The sequence below is a fragment of the Acidocella sp. C78 genome, from assembly GCF_907164655.1.
This window is the reverse complement of sequence record NZ_CAJQZK010000060.1, coordinates 321,307-337,433: the sequence shown is the minus strand read 5'-3', so window position 1 is coordinate 337,433 and position 16,127 is coordinate 321,307. Positions and strand designations below refer to the sequence as shown.

The 16,127-nt window shown below is 66.3% G+C and carries 8 protein-coding genes and 1 tRNA gene; 2 read left to right on the top strand and 7 right to left on the bottom strand.

The features are described from left to right. Positions 1 to 2: 2 nt before the first annotated feature. From clpX to mutS, 7 genes are all read right to left on the bottom strand, one after another. Positions 3 to 1,259 (bottom strand): ATP-dependent Clp protease ATP-binding subunit ClpX, encoded by a 1,257-nt coding sequence (gene clpX, locus ACIDOCELLA78_RS82110; RefSeq protein WP_201727617.1) that lies wholly within the window; start codon positions 1,257 to 1,259, stop codon positions 3 to 5. Between the two features lie 133 nt (positions 1,260 to 1,392). Then, a complete protein-coding gene (gene clpP, locus ACIDOCELLA78_RS82105) occupies positions 1,393 to 2,022 on the bottom strand; it encodes an ATP-dependent Clp endopeptidase proteolytic subunit ClpP (protein ID WP_201727616.1) in 630 nt (209 codons plus the stop codon). Between the two features lie 158 nt (positions 2,023 to 2,180). Then, positions 2,181 to 3,503, bottom strand: coding sequence for a trigger factor (gene tig, locus ACIDOCELLA78_RS82100; protein WP_201727615.1), 1,323 nt, complete (start codon positions 3,501 to 3,503; stop codon positions 2,181 to 2,183). Positions 3,504 to 3,570: 67 nt separating this feature from the next. Then, positions 3,571 to 3,652: transfer RNA gene (locus tag ACIDOCELLA78_RS82095), tRNA-Leu, on the bottom strand. 116 nt (positions 3,653 to 3,768) lie between these two features. Further along, a complete protein-coding gene (locus tag ACIDOCELLA78_RS82090) occupies positions 3,769 to 5,631 on the bottom strand; it encodes an autotransporter domain-containing protein (protein ID WP_249674943.1) in 1,863 nt (620 codons plus the stop codon). A gap of 277 nt (positions 5,632 to 5,908) precedes the next feature. After that, positions 5,909 to 8,725, bottom strand: a complete 2,817-nt coding sequence (locus ACIDOCELLA78_RS82085) for a [protein-PII] uridylyltransferase (protein ID WP_201727613.1) — start codon at positions 8,723 to 8,725, stop codon at positions 5,909 to 5,911. Position 8,726: 1 nt separating this feature from the next. Continuing rightward, complete coding sequence (gene mutS, locus ACIDOCELLA78_RS82080) at positions 8,727 to 11,375, bottom strand: DNA mismatch repair protein MutS (RefSeq protein WP_201727612.1); 2,649 nt, start codon at positions 11,373 to 11,375, stop codon at positions 8,727 to 8,729. 136 nt (positions 11,376 to 11,511) lie between these two features. Between mutS and carA the strand changes: the two genes are divergently transcribed. Together carA and carB are read left to right on the top strand one after the other, a co-directional pair. After that, positions 11,512 to 12,855, top strand: a complete 1,344-nt coding sequence (carA, locus tag ACIDOCELLA78_RS82075; RefSeq protein WP_201727611.1) for a glutamine-hydrolyzing carbamoyl-phosphate synthase small subunit — start codon at positions 11,512 to 11,514, stop codon at positions 12,853 to 12,855. Between the two features lie 2 nt (positions 12,856 to 12,857). Further along, positions 12,858 to 16,103 (top strand): carbamoyl-phosphate synthase large subunit, encoded by a 3,246-nt coding sequence (gene carB, locus ACIDOCELLA78_RS82070; RefSeq protein WP_201727610.1) that lies wholly within the window; start codon positions 12,858 to 12,860, stop codon positions 16,101 to 16,103. Positions 16,104 to 16,127 lie beyond the last annotated feature (24 nt).

Genomic DNA, 16,127 nt, shown 5'->3' with positions numbered 1-16,127 from the left:
GTTCAGGAGCCGGTTTCAGCGCGTTCCTTGCCATGCAAAAACAGCGGATTGGCGCGCCCCTCGGCGACTTCGCCGTTGATCACCACCTCTTCCACGGACTCGAGCCCCGGAAGATCGAACATGGTCTCCAGCAGGATGCTCTCCATGATCGATCTCAGCCCGCGCGCCCCGGTCTTGCGCTGGATTGCCCGTGATGCGACCACTTTCAGGGCGTCTTCGGTGAAGTTGAGCTTCACCCCTTCCATCTCGAACAGACGGCCATATTGCTTGACGAGCGCGTTTTTCGGCTTGGTAAGGATTTCAATCAATGCCGCCTCGTCAAGATCCTCCAGAGTGGCGACAACCGGCAGGCGTCCGATGAATTCCGGAATGAGCCCGAACTTCAAGAGATCCTCAGGTTCCACCTCACGCAGGATCGCGCCGGTGCGTTGTTCGGTAGGATCGCGCACATCGGCGCCAAATCCTATTCCAGACCCTTTCCCCCGCTGGGCGATGATCTTTTCGAGCCCGGCGAAGGCCCCGCCGCAGATGAACAGGATGTTGGTGGTATCGACCTGAAGGAATTCCTGCTGCGGGTGCTTCCGCCCACCCTGCGGCGGAACCGAAGCGACCGTGCCCTCCATGATCTTGAGCAGCGCCTGCTGCACGCCCTCCCCCGAAACATCGCGGGTGATCGATGGATTGTCGGATTTGCGGCTGATCTTGTCGACCTCGTCAATGTAGACGATACCGCGCTGGGCACGCTCGACATTGTAATCCGCCGCCTGAAGCAGCTTCAGGATGATGTTCTCGACGTCCTCGCCAACATAGCCGGCCTCGGTCAGCGTCGTTGCATCCGCCATGGTGAATGGCACATCCAGAATCCGCGCAAGGGTCTGGGCGAGCAGCGTTTTGCCCGAGCCGGTCGGGCCGACCAGCATGATGTTGGATTTTGCGATCTCGATATCGTTGTTCTTCTGTGCATGAGCGAGTCGCTTGTAGTGATTGTGTACAGCAACGCTCAGGATTCGCTTCGCGTAATCCTGCCCAATCACGTAATCGTCCAGCACCTTGCAGATTTCGCGCGGTGTCGGCACGCCATCGCGGGTTTTCACGAGGTGCGTCCGGTTATCCTCGCGAATGATATCCATGCACAGTTCGACGCATTCATTACAAATGAATACGGTCGGCCCTGCGATAAGCTTGACGACTTCGTGCTGCGACTTGCCGCAGAACGAGCAATACAGGGTGTTCTTCGAGTCTCCGGACTTCGTGCTCATCTATGCTCCAGCGGCGCCGGCAAGAAGGCCGGCGCATCAATCAAGGGACCAAGAGTAGACCTCAAGTCCCGCCGGCACAAGCATTGCGATGCTGTGCCACCACGGCTGGCCGTCGGGTGATGCAGTTATGCCTTTATTTCGTGTCCTTGGCCGGCTGCTTCGTCACAACCTCGTCGATCAGGCCGAACGCCTTTGCCTCGTCGGCGGACATGAACCTGTCTCGTTCAAGTGCCTGCTCGATCGCCTCGAGCGTCTGCCCGGTATGCGTGACGTAGATGTCGTTGAGGCGCCGGCGCAATGTGAGAATTTCGCGCGCCTGGATCTCGATATCGGCCGCCTGACCCTGCGCACCGCCGGAAGGCTGGTGGACCATGACCCGCGAATTCGGCAGCGCGAAGCGCTTCCCCTTTTCACCGGCGGTCAGAAGCAGACTTCCCATCGAGGCGGCCTGTCCGATACAAACCGTCGTCACCGGCGACTTGATGTATTGCATCGTGTCATAGATTGCGAGCCCAGCTGAAACAACGCCGCCTGGACTGTTGATATAGAAGGAAATTTCCTTCGAGGGATTTTCGCTTTCCAGGAACAGCAGCTGTGCGGCGATCAACGAACCAACCTGATCATAGACCGGGCCGGTCAGAAAAATGATCCGCTCCTTCAGCAGCCGCGAATAGATATCATAAGCGCGCTCGCCTCGCGCGGTCTGCTCGACCACCATGGGCACAAGGCTGTTCATGTAGATCTCGGTGGGGTCGCGATCCATCGGCATCTGTCTCCAAGTCAGGGCCGGACGCACCGCACCCGCATGAAATCCTGTCCTGCCGGGGGCGACGGCCGCCGTATCACGGCCGGCGCCGCCCCCTCAGGCTTCTAAGATGAGCCGGGAACAGGGTTCCGTCCACCCCCGGAAAAAAAAGAAGCTCAGTCGTCGGAGTCGGCGAACAATGCCTCGACTGTAACCTCTTCATCCGTGACCGTGGCAAGCTCGAGCGCGTAGTCCACCACCTTGTCCTCAAAGATCGGACCGCGCAGCCGGTCGAGCGCACCGGGGTTCTTCTGGTAGAACTCCATGATCATCTTTTCCTGGCCGGGGAAGCGCTGCATCTCGGCCATCATCGCGCGCCGCATGTCCTGCTCGGTGATCTGCACATTGTTGGTCCGGCCGATCTCGGCCACCAGCAGGCCAAGACGCACACGGCGTTCCGCGATGGCGCGATAATCGGCGCGCAGCGTCTCCTCGTCCTTTGCGGCATCTTCCTCATCGAGCCGCCCGGCCTGCTTCTCGGCCTCGACTTGACGCCAAATCTCGCCGAACTCGGCATCGACCAGCGATGCCGGCGACGGGAAATCGGCCTGCTCGGCCAGCATGTCGAGCAGCGCGCGCTTGACCTTCAACCGCGAGGCGCCGGCGCGGGACTGTTCAAGCCGGTCGGCAAAGAACTTGCGGAACTCGGCAAGGGTCTCGAAGCCGTTGGCCTCGGCGAACGCGTCGTCGATCACCGGCGCCACACGGCGCTTGAGCGCCTTTGCGGTGATGTCGAACGTCGCTTCCTGCCCGGCCAGTTCGGCGGCATGATACTGCTCGGGGAAGGTCACGGTAATCACCTTCGTCTCACCGGCCTTCATGCCCTCCATCTGCTCGGCGAAGCCCGGAATGAAGCCCGAGCCGCCCAGTTCGATATCGGTGTCGGTGCCGGCGCCGCCCTCGAAGGGCACGCCATCGCGCTTGCCGAGGAAATCAACGGTGAGAATATCGCCGGTTGCCGCAGGGCGGTCTTCCGTGACGATTTCGGCCTCGGCGCGTTGCTCGGCGAAGCGCGCAATCGCCTCGTCGATCTCCGCCTCGGTCACCGGCGCCTTCGGCCTGGTCAGGCTTATCGCCTTCAGGTCCGGAATCGCCACCTCCGGCAGCACTTCGAGCTCGACGGTGAATTCCAGATCGGAATCCGCGTCGGCACGAACCACCTCGACCTTCGGCTGCACCGCCGGGCGCAGGCTGCGGTCGTTGATCATCCGCTCGGTCGCCTCGTTCACCGAAGCTTCCATCACCTCGGCGGCCACCGCGTCGCCAAAGCGCTTGCGCACCATCGACAGCGGCACCTTGCCCGGGCGGAAGCCCGGCATCTGCATCGTCTTCGACAGCTCGGCGAGGCGCTTCTCGCGCTTCTCGCTGAGATCGCTGCCCGGCACGACGACGGTAAAGCCGCGTTTCAGCCCCTCGGTGAGGGTTTCGGTAACCTGCATGTCCAAACCAATCCTTACGTTACGCCATTTCCCACGTGCCGTGCGGGCACGGCAGATCGACCCTGTCTGCGGGCGGAGGGACTTGAACCCCCATGGCTCGCGCCACCAGAACCTAAATCTGGCGTGTCTACCAGTTCCACCACGCCCGCCCGAACCGGACCAGCAGGCCAGACGCGTTCAATTCCGCGCATGGCCGATCGGCGCGGACTAGCGCGCTTTGCCGTCCGCGACAAGCGAGAACGGCAAACTGGCTGAGCGCACGGTGTCAGAATCGCAAGCTCAGCCCGGCGCTGGCCATCCGTTGCTCGCCGGCGCGCCGCGCAAAGGTTGTCGCAAGATCGACCGTTGCCGAAAGTCGGCCGGCGAGGCGCGCGGTAATGCCGGCATCAGCCACGCCCCACATGGTCGAGAGCTGCGGATAGGTCGTGGTCAGACCGACCAGCGGCTCGTCGGTGAAAACGCTGGCGAACTGCCCCGGCGCGCCGGCGATCGAGGCCTGCATGCCGATCGAACCATGCGGGCGAATCGCAACGCCGCCCAGCCTCCCCCACATCGAAGCCGCAAGTCCGGCATCGAACAGCACACGCCCGAAATCCTGACCGCCCACCGCCATGGTCAGGGCCGGATCGCCGCGCTCGGTATACGGGTCGACATGCGCTTCGGTCGCATCGAGTCCCACTGTCGGTCCGAACGCCACGACGCCCCGTCGAATCATGTAGCCGGTCCGCACCGTGGCGCCGAGCGTGTGGCCGCTTGGCGACGCGGTAATCGGCGCCAGCACGCCTGGCCGGCTGATTCGGCCGAACCGGTCGATACCGTAATCAAGTTGCGCGTCGAGATAGAGATGGCGGCTTTGCGCGGCGAGATAAGCGGCAAACTGGTAGGCATCGGCATCCAGCCGCTCGCCCTCGTTCACCGTTGCGTGTTCGCGCGCATAGCCGAAGGCGAGGCCCGCGGCGAGATGGGAAGTGAGGCGGTAATCCGCGCCGGCGGTCACCGTGCCGATCTGGTCATGAAAGCCGAGGCTACCCGGCGCCGCCGCGCGCGCTCCAAATCCATAGCCGCCGGCAACAAACACCGAGAGGGCATGCCCGTTGCCCGGCAGTTCCATCGGCCCAGTATCGCCCGCCGCGGCATCGGCCAATATCGGGGCGCCGGCGAGAGCGACCGTCAGCCCCCCGGCTCCCTGCCGCAGCGAATCCATCCTGGAGTTGATCGTCCGCGCGAAGGCCGCCGCACCGGCATCGAGCAGCCGCGCCGGCACCGACAGTGACTGGAACCCGTTCAGTGCGCTCGCGACATATTCGGCGATCACCTGGTGCCCATGCGTGGTCGGGTGCACATTCCACCAGAGATACTGGTTCTGCACCGAGGCCGGCGCATAGGCGCAGGCGGAACTGGCCGAGGCGAAGCAGGCGCCGGTCACGTTGGTGAAGCCATAGGCTGCCGGATCGGCGCTGATCTCGGAGAAGATCTGCTGCTGGTTGATCAGCAGGATATTGATCCCGAGCGAGGCGTGCATCTGCGCGGCCAGGGTCGTAAGCCCGGCATTATGCGCGGCGATGATCTCGTCGCCGAGCGCCACCAGTTGCGGCGTGCCATTCACCGTCGGCACATTGCCAAAGGGCACCAGATTTTGCAGCACGATCTGCCGCGCCCCCAGCGCGGCCACCTGCCGGATCGCCTGTCCGGTCTGGGCGAGCACGGTCGTCACGTTCTGGCTGACGATCTGCTGCGCAAGCGCCGGATCCGCGCCGACCAGCGCCTCCGTTGCGAAATAATTGTTCCCACCAATCCAGATCCCAACCACGTCGGCGGGGGAAAAATGCCCACCCGATGCGGCGAAACCCTGGATTTCCTGCAATTCGTTGGGTAGGCCGGGCAGCAATGTGGTCGGAAAATTGGCGAGATTGTTATAGGTCACGCCATTGGCCACCAGTGGTCCGGCAAAAGCGCCGCCTACCGCATAATCATTCGAGGGCTTGAAGTTCAGCCCGGTGAGCCCCGGAAGGTATTCCGCCCAGACCGGCCCGTTAGAGAATCGGAAGCCGACATAGGGCGGTGGTGGATAGGGAACGCCGGTCAACCGCGGAATATTGCCATTGTCGCTCAGACTGTCGCCAAACACGTAAAGGCTTCCTGGCGCCTGCGCTCTTACCGGCGCCGACCCCGCGAATGCGGCCACGATTGCGCCCATCGCCAGTCTTCGAAAGGATATCTTGAAGGTCATCTCGCTCCCCTTTGTTCATCCCGAATTTGGCTGCTTTAAGCCGATATGGACAGGATATTTCCCATTACGGAGCAATTATGTCGCAGTCGAAATTTCCTGGTCAAATAAAAATTTCGCGCACTAGAATTTTGCCTGCCCGGTAGCGCCGGGGCTGATCAAGCTGGAGTTCAGCCGCTCAAGACGCTGCGGTGACCTCGTAGGGGCGGCCGGCCAGCGCCTCGATGAGTACGCCGCGCAATTGTGCGAGCTTGCGCTCGTTCTGCACTTTCAGACCGAACACGTCCTTCACGTAGAACACGTCGACCGCGCGGACTCCATAGGTGGTGATATGCGCCGAGGCGATCTGCAGGCCCTGCGAGGTGATCGCAGCGGTGACATCGTGCAACAGGCCCGGCCGGTCGCGGCCGTTCACCTCGATGACGGTGTGCCGATTCGACGCGCTGTTGTCGACGACGACGCGCGGCGGCACGTGAATCGCACGCATCCGGCCGCCGACAACGCTGTTCGTTGCCTTCTCGATCTCGGTGGCGAGGCGCAGCCGGCCAGACATCACCTGCTCGATCACGGCTGAAATCTTGGCCAGCCGATGCGGCGATTCCAGCGATCCGCCCCCGGCATCCTGGATCCAGAACGTGTCGAGCGCCATGCCGTCAGTCAATGTGTGGATGCGCGCATCAACGATCGTCGCCCCGGCGACCGCGAGTGCCCCGGCGATACGGCTGAACAACCCCGCATGGTCAGCGGTATAGACCACGACTTCGGTGACCGAGCGCGCCGGCAGCGGTTCCGCGGCGACGGTCAACGGCGCGTCCCTGTGCCGCGCATCGCGGATCATTCGGCCGTGCCGCGCGATGCTCTCGGGATCGAAGCCAAGCCAGTAGCCGGGATACCCCATGTTGAGAAAATCATCGCGCTCGGAATCCGGCCAGTCGGAGAGCAGTTCGGCCACCATCTGCTTGACCCGGGACACACGGGCGTCGCGCTCGGTCGTCGCCAGCCCCCCCTCGAGCACCTCGGCAACGCGAGCATAGATCTCGCGCAGCAAGGTGGCCTTCCAGCCGTTCCAGACCTTGGGAGAGACGGCGCGGATGTCCGACACCGTCAGGATCAGCAACAATCTCAGCCGCTCGGGCGACTGCACCACATCGGCGAGGTCGAGGATCGTCTTCGGATCATCGATGTCGCGGGAAAACGCTGTCTGGCTCAGCAACAGGTGGTGCAGCACGAGCCAGGAGACCATTTCGGTTTCCTCTGGATCGAGCCCGAGCGCCGGGCCGATGGTCAGCGCCAGCTCGGCGCCGATCTCGGAATGATCGCCCCCCCTGCCCTTCGCGATGTCATGCAGCAACAGCGCGACATAGAGCGCCCGGCGCGACTGCACGTGATGCGCCAGCCCGCTCGCCACCGGCACGATCTCTGAAAGTTCGCCGCGCTCGATCGCATTCAGCACCCCGATCGCGTGGATCGTATGCATGTCGACCGTATAGACATGGTAGGAATCGAACTGCATCTGCCCGACGATCCGCCGCCAGTCGGGCAGATAGCGCCCGAGCGCGCCAGTTTCGTTGAGAATGGCAAGCCACTGGGCGCCATCCTGCCGGGCCTCGCCATCGCCGCAGAGAAGATCGAGAAACAGTGCCGCGGCGCGCGGGTCGGTGCGCAATTCCGCGGTGCGACGCGCGCCACGGATCATCGCCCGAAGGGCGAGCGGATGCAGTTTCAGCCCCCGATCGCGCGCGACCTGCAGGATACGCAGCAGCTGGATGGGTTCGGCCAGCGGTTCGCGGCCGGTGACAAACAGGACCTTGCCGTCCGCCAACACGAAGCCGGCATCGAGCAGTGCTGCATCGGTTGCCGGCGCGATCGCGGGCGGCCCGAGCGCTGCGCGCACCACGGCGGGCTCCAGCACGCCGGTCACCCGCGCCACCTCGCGAACCACCAGGAAATAGTGCCGCATGAACCGTTCGACGCCATCCTGCCGCCCGTGCCGCGTATAGCCCATGCGCGCGCCAATCACCGGCTGCAAGTCGAAGGTCAGCCGCTCCTCGGCGCGGCCGGCGACATAGTGCAGGTGAAAGCGTACGGTCCAGAGATAGTCCCAGGCCCGCTTGCAGGCGCGTGCCTCCGTGGCGCTGAGAATGCCTCCGCCAGGCGCGCCAGCGCCGACCAGTTCGGTCATGGCGAATGTGCCGAACACGTAGCGGGCAAGCCAGTAGAGCGTTTGCAGATCCCGCAGCCCGCCTTTGCCCTCCTTTATGTTCGGCTCGACCATGAAGGGCGTGTCGCCGAACCGCTTGTGGCGGGCGGCGCGTTCGGCCTGTTTCGCGGCGATGTAGCCTGCCGGGCTGCCGGCGGCGCAATCGTGACGAAAGGCCTGCTGGAAATGCGCGAACAGCGGCCGGTCGCCCGCGATGCAGCGGGCATCGAGCAGCGACGTGCGTATCGTGCTGTCACCCTGCGCCTCGGTCAGGCAATCGGCTGTCGAGCGCGTCGCGTGCCCGACTTTCAGCCCGAGATCCCACATGAAATACAGGATGAATTCCACCGCACGGAGCACCCGCGCGGAGGGTTCGCTATCGGTCAGGAACAGCAGATCGATATCGCTGAACGGCGCAAGCGTGGCGCGGCCGTACCCGCCGGTCGCGGCAACCGCGAGGCGATCCCCTTCCTCGACCGGCAGCAGATCGACCGCGTAGCCGATCAGAGCGGCAAGCAGCTCGTCCATCAGCCCTGAAAGCAGACGAGCCGCCGCAAGGCCGGACATGTCGCCCCGCTCGAAGCGGGTCTGTACATGGGTTTGCAGGCGGGCAAGCTGACGGCGAACGATGCCGAGCGCGTCATCCCGCGATGGCGGGTTGCCACGCGGCAGCGCACGCGCGAGTTCGGCACCGATATCGGGGCGGCCGATGACCACCTCCTGCGGTGGTGGCGGGATCATGGCCGCCTGCATGACGGGCGGAAAGTCGCGCGGCGGCTGGGTGGAGTTCGACATGTCATTCCTTTTCTACCGCGCCATCCGCCCTGTCGCCAAGGAACTTTCGCCGCCAAGCATAGATCAGCTCCAGCGCCGCGCGCGGCGAAAGCTGGTCAGGATCAGCCTCCGCGAGCGCCGCATGCCAGCCATCCGCCACCGGCAATTCCGCTTGCGGCGCAGGCGCCTCGCCCACCGCGGCAAAAAGCGGCAGCGCGCCGGCCTCGCCGCCACCGCGCTCGGCAGCGCGCAGCAGCGCCTCGGCCCGGCGGATCACCGGCTCCGGCAGCCCGGCGAGTTTCGCGACATGCACGCCCCAGCTCCGCTCCGCCGCGCCCTCGATTACTTCGTGCAGGAACACGACGCTGCCCCGCCACGACTTCACCCGCATGGTACAGGGCCGCAACCGCGGCAGCGCTGCGCCGAGCTGCACCAGGTCGTGGAAATGGGTGGCGAAGATGCTGCGGCAGCGGATGGAGCCGTGCAGCGCCTCCAGCACCGCCTGGGCGATCGCGAGCCCATCCCGCGTGCCGGTGCCGCGGCCGATCTCGTCGATGATGACGAAGCTGCGCGGCCCGGCCTGGTTGAGGATCGAGGCCGTCTCGATCATCTCGACCATGAAGGTCGAGCGCCCCGCGGCGAGGTCGTCGGCGGCGCCCACGCGGGAGAACAGCCGGTCCACCAGCCCGATCCGCGCCTGCTCCGCTGGCACCGGCAGCCCCGCCTGGGCCAGGACGATGACCAGCGCGTTCTGCCGCAGAAAGGTGGACTTGCCGGCCATGTTCGGCCCGGTCAGCAATATTAGCCGCCGGTCGGGCGAGAGGTTGGCATCATTAGCGATGAAGCGCGTGCCGCCAGGCAGCGCCGCCTCCACCACCGGATGCCGCCCGGCGGCGATGTCGAACGCCGCATCCTCGGAAAGCTCCGGGGCGCACCAGCGCCCGCTCTCGGCCAGCGTCGCCGCCGATTGCAGCGCATCGAGCCGCGCCAGCGCCGCCGCGCATGCCGCCAGCGCCGCCTCCTCGCGCATCACCGCGGCGAGCAGATGGTCGAGCACCAGCGCCTCCCGCGCCGCCGCCCGTTCATGCGCCTCGGCGATCCGCCGGTCGAGGTCGGACAATTCGGGATGGGTGAAGCGCGCCGCCGAAGCCAGCCCCTGCCGCAGGATCAGCTCCGGAAACGCCCGCAGCGTCTCGACCGAAGCCGCCGGCGCCTCCAGCACATAGCCGAGCTGGTTGTGATGCCGCACCTTGAGACTGGCGACGCCATAGCGCGAGGCAAGCTCGGTCTGCAGCGCCGCGATCACCTGCCGCGTGTCGTCGCGCAGCCGGCGCTCGGCGTCGAGTTCACCGTCGAACCCCGCGCGGATCGCCGGCGCGTCGCCGATCCGCGCCGGCGGTGTTTCAACCAGCGCGGCCTCCAGCAGCGGTGCCAGCTCCGGCCCCGCTGCCAGCCTCGCGACGTCATCCGATAATGGGTGCGCGGGATCGGCGGCGACCGCTGGCGCCAGTCCCTCGGCCACGGCGCGCGCAGCGGCGAGCGAATCCCGCACCTGGCCCAGATCGCGCGGCGACAGCCTGCCCGCCTTCCGCCCCGCGAGGCCGAGCCGCGCGAGCGCGCGGGCGAGGTCCGGCGCGCCGCGCAGCGATCCGCGCAGGAACGCAAGCGTGCCCGGCGCGTCGAGCAGGCTCTGCCAGCCGGCCTGCCGGGCGCGCAGCGGGCCGATCGCATCGAGCGGCGCGGCGATCCAGCCGGCGAGCATCCGCGCCCCCGCAGCGGTCACAGTGCGCCTCACCGCGCCGAACAGGCTGCCAGCTTCGCCGCCATCGGCCGTGCGCAGCAGGTCGAGGCTGGCGCGGGTCGCCGCGTCCATGGCCAGCAGCCCGGTCTCGCCGGCACGTACCGGCCGGGCGATGCGCGGCAGCGTGCCGGCCTGGCTGCGCTCGACATAGCGCAGCGCCACCGCCGCCGCCTGCGCCTCCTGGTCGGTGAAGGCGCCGAAGGCGTCGAGCGAGGCCACGTCGAACAGCCGGGCGAGATCGCGCCGGGCCAGCTCCGCCGCCGGCGCCGGGCCAGCATCGGTGCGCCGGCCTTCATGCGCGCCAAGTTCGACATCCGCTCCGGAAAGAATTTCCGCCGGGTCCAAACGACCGAGCAGCGCAGCGAGTTCGCTCCCCGCCAGATCGGCGGTCTCGAACGACGCGGTCGAGACGTCGAGCCAGGCGGCGCCGACCCGCCCATCCCGGGGCACCAGCGAGAGCAACAGGCTGGCGCGGCCTGAATCGAGCAGCGCCTCTTCGGTGATCGTGCCGGGGGTGATGAGCCGGACCACAGCGCGCTCGATCAGCGCCTTGCCGCCTCTCGCCCGCGCCGCCTCCGGCGCCTCGACCTGCTCGGCAACCGCGACGCGGAATCCCCGCCGGATCAAACGGGTAAGATAGGTGTCGCGCTGGGAGACCGGCACGCCACACATCGCGATCGGCTCGCCCTGATGGGTGCCGCGCGCGGTCAGCGCGATGTCGAGCGCCGCCGAGGCCGCCTCGGCGTCCTCGAAGAACAGCTCGTAGAAATCACCCATCCGGAAAAAGATCAGCGCGTCCGGATAATCGGCCTTGGCCCGGAACCACTGCGCCATCGCGGGGGTTGCGCCGGCGGCGCGCTCGGAGATCATGGTCTCTCTCTAGCCGAGGAGATGGCCCGCGCGGAAGAGCACGGCAAAATGTCGATGGCCGGAAATAATTTCCGTCCATCTCGCCGACGGGGAAAATCAAGTTGAATTTGGAGAAAAAATCCGGCATGAGGCGTCCATGCCCAAAACCACAGACGAAATCATCGACCTGCTGGGCGGCGCCGATGCGGCGGCCCGGCTGACCCAGGTTTCGACCGAGGCCGTGCGGAAGTGGCGCAGCGCCGGGGCGATTCCCGCACGGCACTGGCCGGCGGTGATCGCCGCCACCGGCCTGTCCCTGGCCGATCTTTCAGGAGACGTTTCAATGGAATCCGAAACCACGAAACCGGACGGCGCAACCGCGGCTCTGGTATTGGGCGACGGGCGCGTGTTCTGGGGAAGCGGCTTCGGCGCGCATTCCGCCGGCGTGCCCGCGGAACTCTGCTTCTCCACCGGCATGACCGGCTATCAGGAAACCCTGACCGACCCCTCCTTTGCCGGGCAGATCATCACCTTCACCTTTCCTCATATCGGCAATGTCGGCGCCAATCCCGAGGATATCGAGGCGAGCGCAAGCTTCGCCCGCGGCCTCGTGATCAACCGCGACATCACCCAGCCCTCCAACTGGCGCGCCGCCGAAGGGCTGGCCGCCTGGTGCCGCCGCATGGGCCTGCCCGGAATCGCCGGGGTCGACACCCGCGCCATCACCCGCACCATTCGTGACGATGGCCCGCCCAACGCGCTGATCGCCTATCCCGAGGACGGCCGCTTCGATATTCCCGCCCTGATCGATCGGGCCCGCGCCTGGCCCGGACTGGAGGGCATGGACCTCGCGCGCGAGGTTTCCTGCACCCAGAGCTACGAATGGACCGAAACGCTGTGGGATCTCGCGCACGGGTTCGGCCGGCAGGACACGCCGAAATTCACCGTTGTCGCCGTGGATTACGGCGCGAAACGAAACATCCTCCGCAATCTCGCAAGCGCCGGCTGCCGGGTCATCGTCGTCCCCGCCACCGCCTCGGCCGAGGATATTCTCCGCCATCAGCCGGATGGCGTGTTCCTCTCCAACGGCCCCGGCGATCCGGCGGCAACGGCTGAATACGCCGTGCCGGCGATCCGCGGCGTGCTCGACGCCGGCAAGCCGTTGTTCGGCATCTGCCTCGGCCACCAGCTTCTCGCCCACACGCTCGGCGCGACAACCTACAAGCTCGCCCGGGGCCATCGCGGCGCCAACCAGCCGGTGCAGGAACTCGCCACCGGCAAGGTCGAGATCACCAGCCAGAACCACGGTTTCGCGGTCGATGAAGCGAGCCTCCCCGAGGGCGTGACGGTGACGCACCGCTCCCTGTTCGACGGATCGAACGAGGGCATCGCCTGCCCGGCGAAGAACTGCTTCTCCGTGCAATACCACCCCGAGGCCAGCCCTGGCCCATCGGATGCCAATCACCTGTTCCGGCGCTTTGTCGCGAAGATGGAGGGCTGACCATGCCGAAACGTACAGACATAAAGTCGATCCTGATCATCGGCGCCGGCCCCATCGTCATCGGCCAGGCCTGCGAGTTCGACTATTCCGGCGCCCAGGCCTGCAAGGCGCTGCGCGAGGAGGGCTACCGGGTGATCCTGGTGAACTCCAACCCGGCCACGATCATGACCGATCCCGAACTGGCCGATGCCACCTATATCGAGCCGATCACGCCGGAGATGGTCGAGAAGATCATCATCAAGGAACGGCCGGATGCGGTGCTGCCCACCATGGGCGGGCAGACGGCGCTGAACACCGCAATGTCGCTCGCCAAGGCCGGCACGCTGGAGAAGCACAGCGTCGAGCTGATCGGCGCCCGCGCCGAGGTGATCGACCGCGCCGAGGACCGGCTGAAATTCCGCGACGCGATGGCCGAGATCGGCATCGAAAGTCCGCGCAGCGCCATCGCCCACACGATGGAGGAGGCCCGCGCCGCACTCGACCTCGTCGGCCTGCCGGCGGTGATCCGCCCCTCCTTCACCCTCGGCGGCACCGGCGGCGGCATCGCTTATAACCGCGAGGAATTCATCGAAATCGTCGCCGGCGGGCTCGACGCCTCGCCGACCACCGAGGTGCTGATCGAGGAGAGCGTGCTCGGCTGGAAGGAATACGAGATGGAGGTGGTCCGCGACCAGGCGGACAACTGCATCATCGTCTGCTCGATCGAGAATATTGACCCGATGGGCGTGCATACCGGCGATTCCGTCACCGTCGCTCCCGCGCTGACGCTCACCGACCGCGAATACCAGCTGATGCGCGACGCCTCGATCGCCTGCCTGCGCAAGATCGGCGTCGATACCGGCGGCTCGAACGTCCAGTTCGGCGTCAACCCGGCCGACGGGCGCATGGTCATCATCGAGATGAACCCGCGCGTCTCCCGCTCCTCGGCGCTGGCATCGAAAGCGACCGGCTTTCCCATCGCCAAGATCGCGGCGAAGCTCGCCGTCGGCTACACGCTCGACGAGCTGCGTAACGACATCACCCGCGTCACCCCGGCGAGCTTCGAGCCGACGATCGACTATGTCGTCATCAAGATCCCCCGCTTCACCTTCGAAAAATTCCCCGGCACGCCGGCGCTGCTGACGACCTCGATGAAGTCGGTCGGCGAGGCGATGGCGATCGGCCGCTCCTTCCCCGAGGCGTTGCAGAAGGGGCTGCGCAGCCTGGAAACCGGCCTCGCCGGGCTCGATCCGGTCGAGAAGCCGGGCGATGGCACGCGGGACGCCTTCCGCGCCGCGCTCTCCACCCCGCGGCCGGACCGGCTGCTGATCGCCGCCGAGGCGCTGCGCGCCGGGCTGACGGTCGAGGAAATCCATGCCGCCTGCAAGTTCGACCCCTGGTTCCTCCGCCAGATGGAGGACATCGTCGAGGCCGAACGCCGCGTCGCCGCCGAAGGCCTACCCGGCGACGAGATCGGCATGCGCGCGCTCAAGGCGCTCGGCTTCTCCGACCGCCGCCTCGCTGGCCTGACCGGCCAGAGCGAGGTGGATGTGAGCAAGGCGCGCCTCGCCCTTGGCGTCACCCCGGTCTATCGCCGCATCGACAGCACCGGCGGCGAGTTCGCCTCGGCGACGTCGTACATGTTCGCGACCTATGAAGGCGGCTTCGGCGCGCCGGTCTGCGAAGCGGAGCCAAGCGAGCGGCGCAAGGTCGTCATTCTCGGCGGCGGCCCGAACCGGATCGGCCAGGGCATCGAGTTCGACTATTGCTGCGTCCACGCCGCCTATGCGCTGCGCGAGGCCGGGTTCGAGACCATCATGGTCAACTGCAATCCCGAGACCGTCTCGACCGATTACGACACCTCGGACCGACTCTATTTCGAGCCGCTCTTCGCCGAGGACGTGCTCTCCCTGCTCCGCCGTGAACAGGAGCGAGGCACGCTGCTCGGCTGCATCGTGCAATATGGCGGACAGACTCCGCTCAAGCTCAGCCAGGCCCTCGCCGAGGCCGGTATCCCGATCCTCGGCACCTCGGCCGACGCGATCGACGCCGCCGAGGACCGCGAACGCTTCCACGACCTGCTGCGCTCGCTCGGCCTGCGCCAGCCGGAAAACGGGCTGGCCCGCTCGGCCGAGCAGGCGGAGGCGATCGTCGAGCGGATCGGCTTCCCCGTCGTCATCCGCCCCTCCTACGTGCTGGGGGGCCGGGCGATGGAAATCGTCTACGACATCGCCAGCCTGCGCCGCTACATGCGCGAGGCGGTGGTGGTCTCCGGCACCAACCCGGTGCTGATCGACCGCTACCTGAACGACGCGATCGAGGTCGATGTCGACTGCATCGCCGATGGCCAGAGCGTCTATGTCGCCGGCGTGATGGAGCATATCGAGGAGGCCGGCATTCATTCCGGCGACTCCGCCTGCTCGCTGCCGCCCTATTCGCTCTCCCCCGCCATCGTCGCCGAACTCCGCGCCGAGACCGAGGCGATGGCGAAGGCGCTCAACGTGATCGGGCTGATGAACGTGCAGTTCGCGATCCAGGGCGAGAACGTTTATGTGCTGGAGGTCAATCCGCGCGCCTCGCGCACCGTGCCCTTCGTCGCCAAGGCGACGGGCGTGCCGGTCGCAAAAATCGGCGCGCGGGTGATGGCCGGCGAGGCGCTGGCCTCATTCGGGCTCGATGACAGCGTGATGCGCAGCCATGTTGCGGTGAAGGAAGCGGTGTTCCCCTTCGCCCGCTTCTCCGGCGTCGACGTGCTGCTGGGCCCCGAGATGAAGTCGACCGGCGAGGTAATGGGCCTCGATGTCAGCTTCGCCCGCGCTTTCGCCAAGGCGCAGCTCGGCGCCGGGGTGAAGCTGCCGCAGGCCGGCACGGTGTTCCTCTCGGTGCGGGACTCCGACAAGCCGGCGATCCTCGCGATTGCCCGCCGCTTCATCGATCTCGGCTTCGAGATCATGGCGACGCGGGGTACCGCCGCGCATCTTTCCGAGGCCGGCATCGCCGCGCGGGCGGTGAACAAGGTGCTGGAGGGACGGCCGCACTGCGTCGACGCGATCCGCTCCGGCGAGGTGCAGCTCGTCATCAACACCGCCTCCGGCGCGCAGACCGTGGCGGACAGTTTCGACATCCGCCGCCAGGCGCTGAACCATGGGGTGCCGCACTACACGACCATCGCCGGCGCGCGGGCGGCCTCGCATGCCATCGCTGCCCTCGCGGCGGGTAGCCTTGAAGTTGCGCCACTTCAGTCGTATTTTGCACAATCGTTTCGATGACCGTGGTGCCGGGCTGTCCTGGCC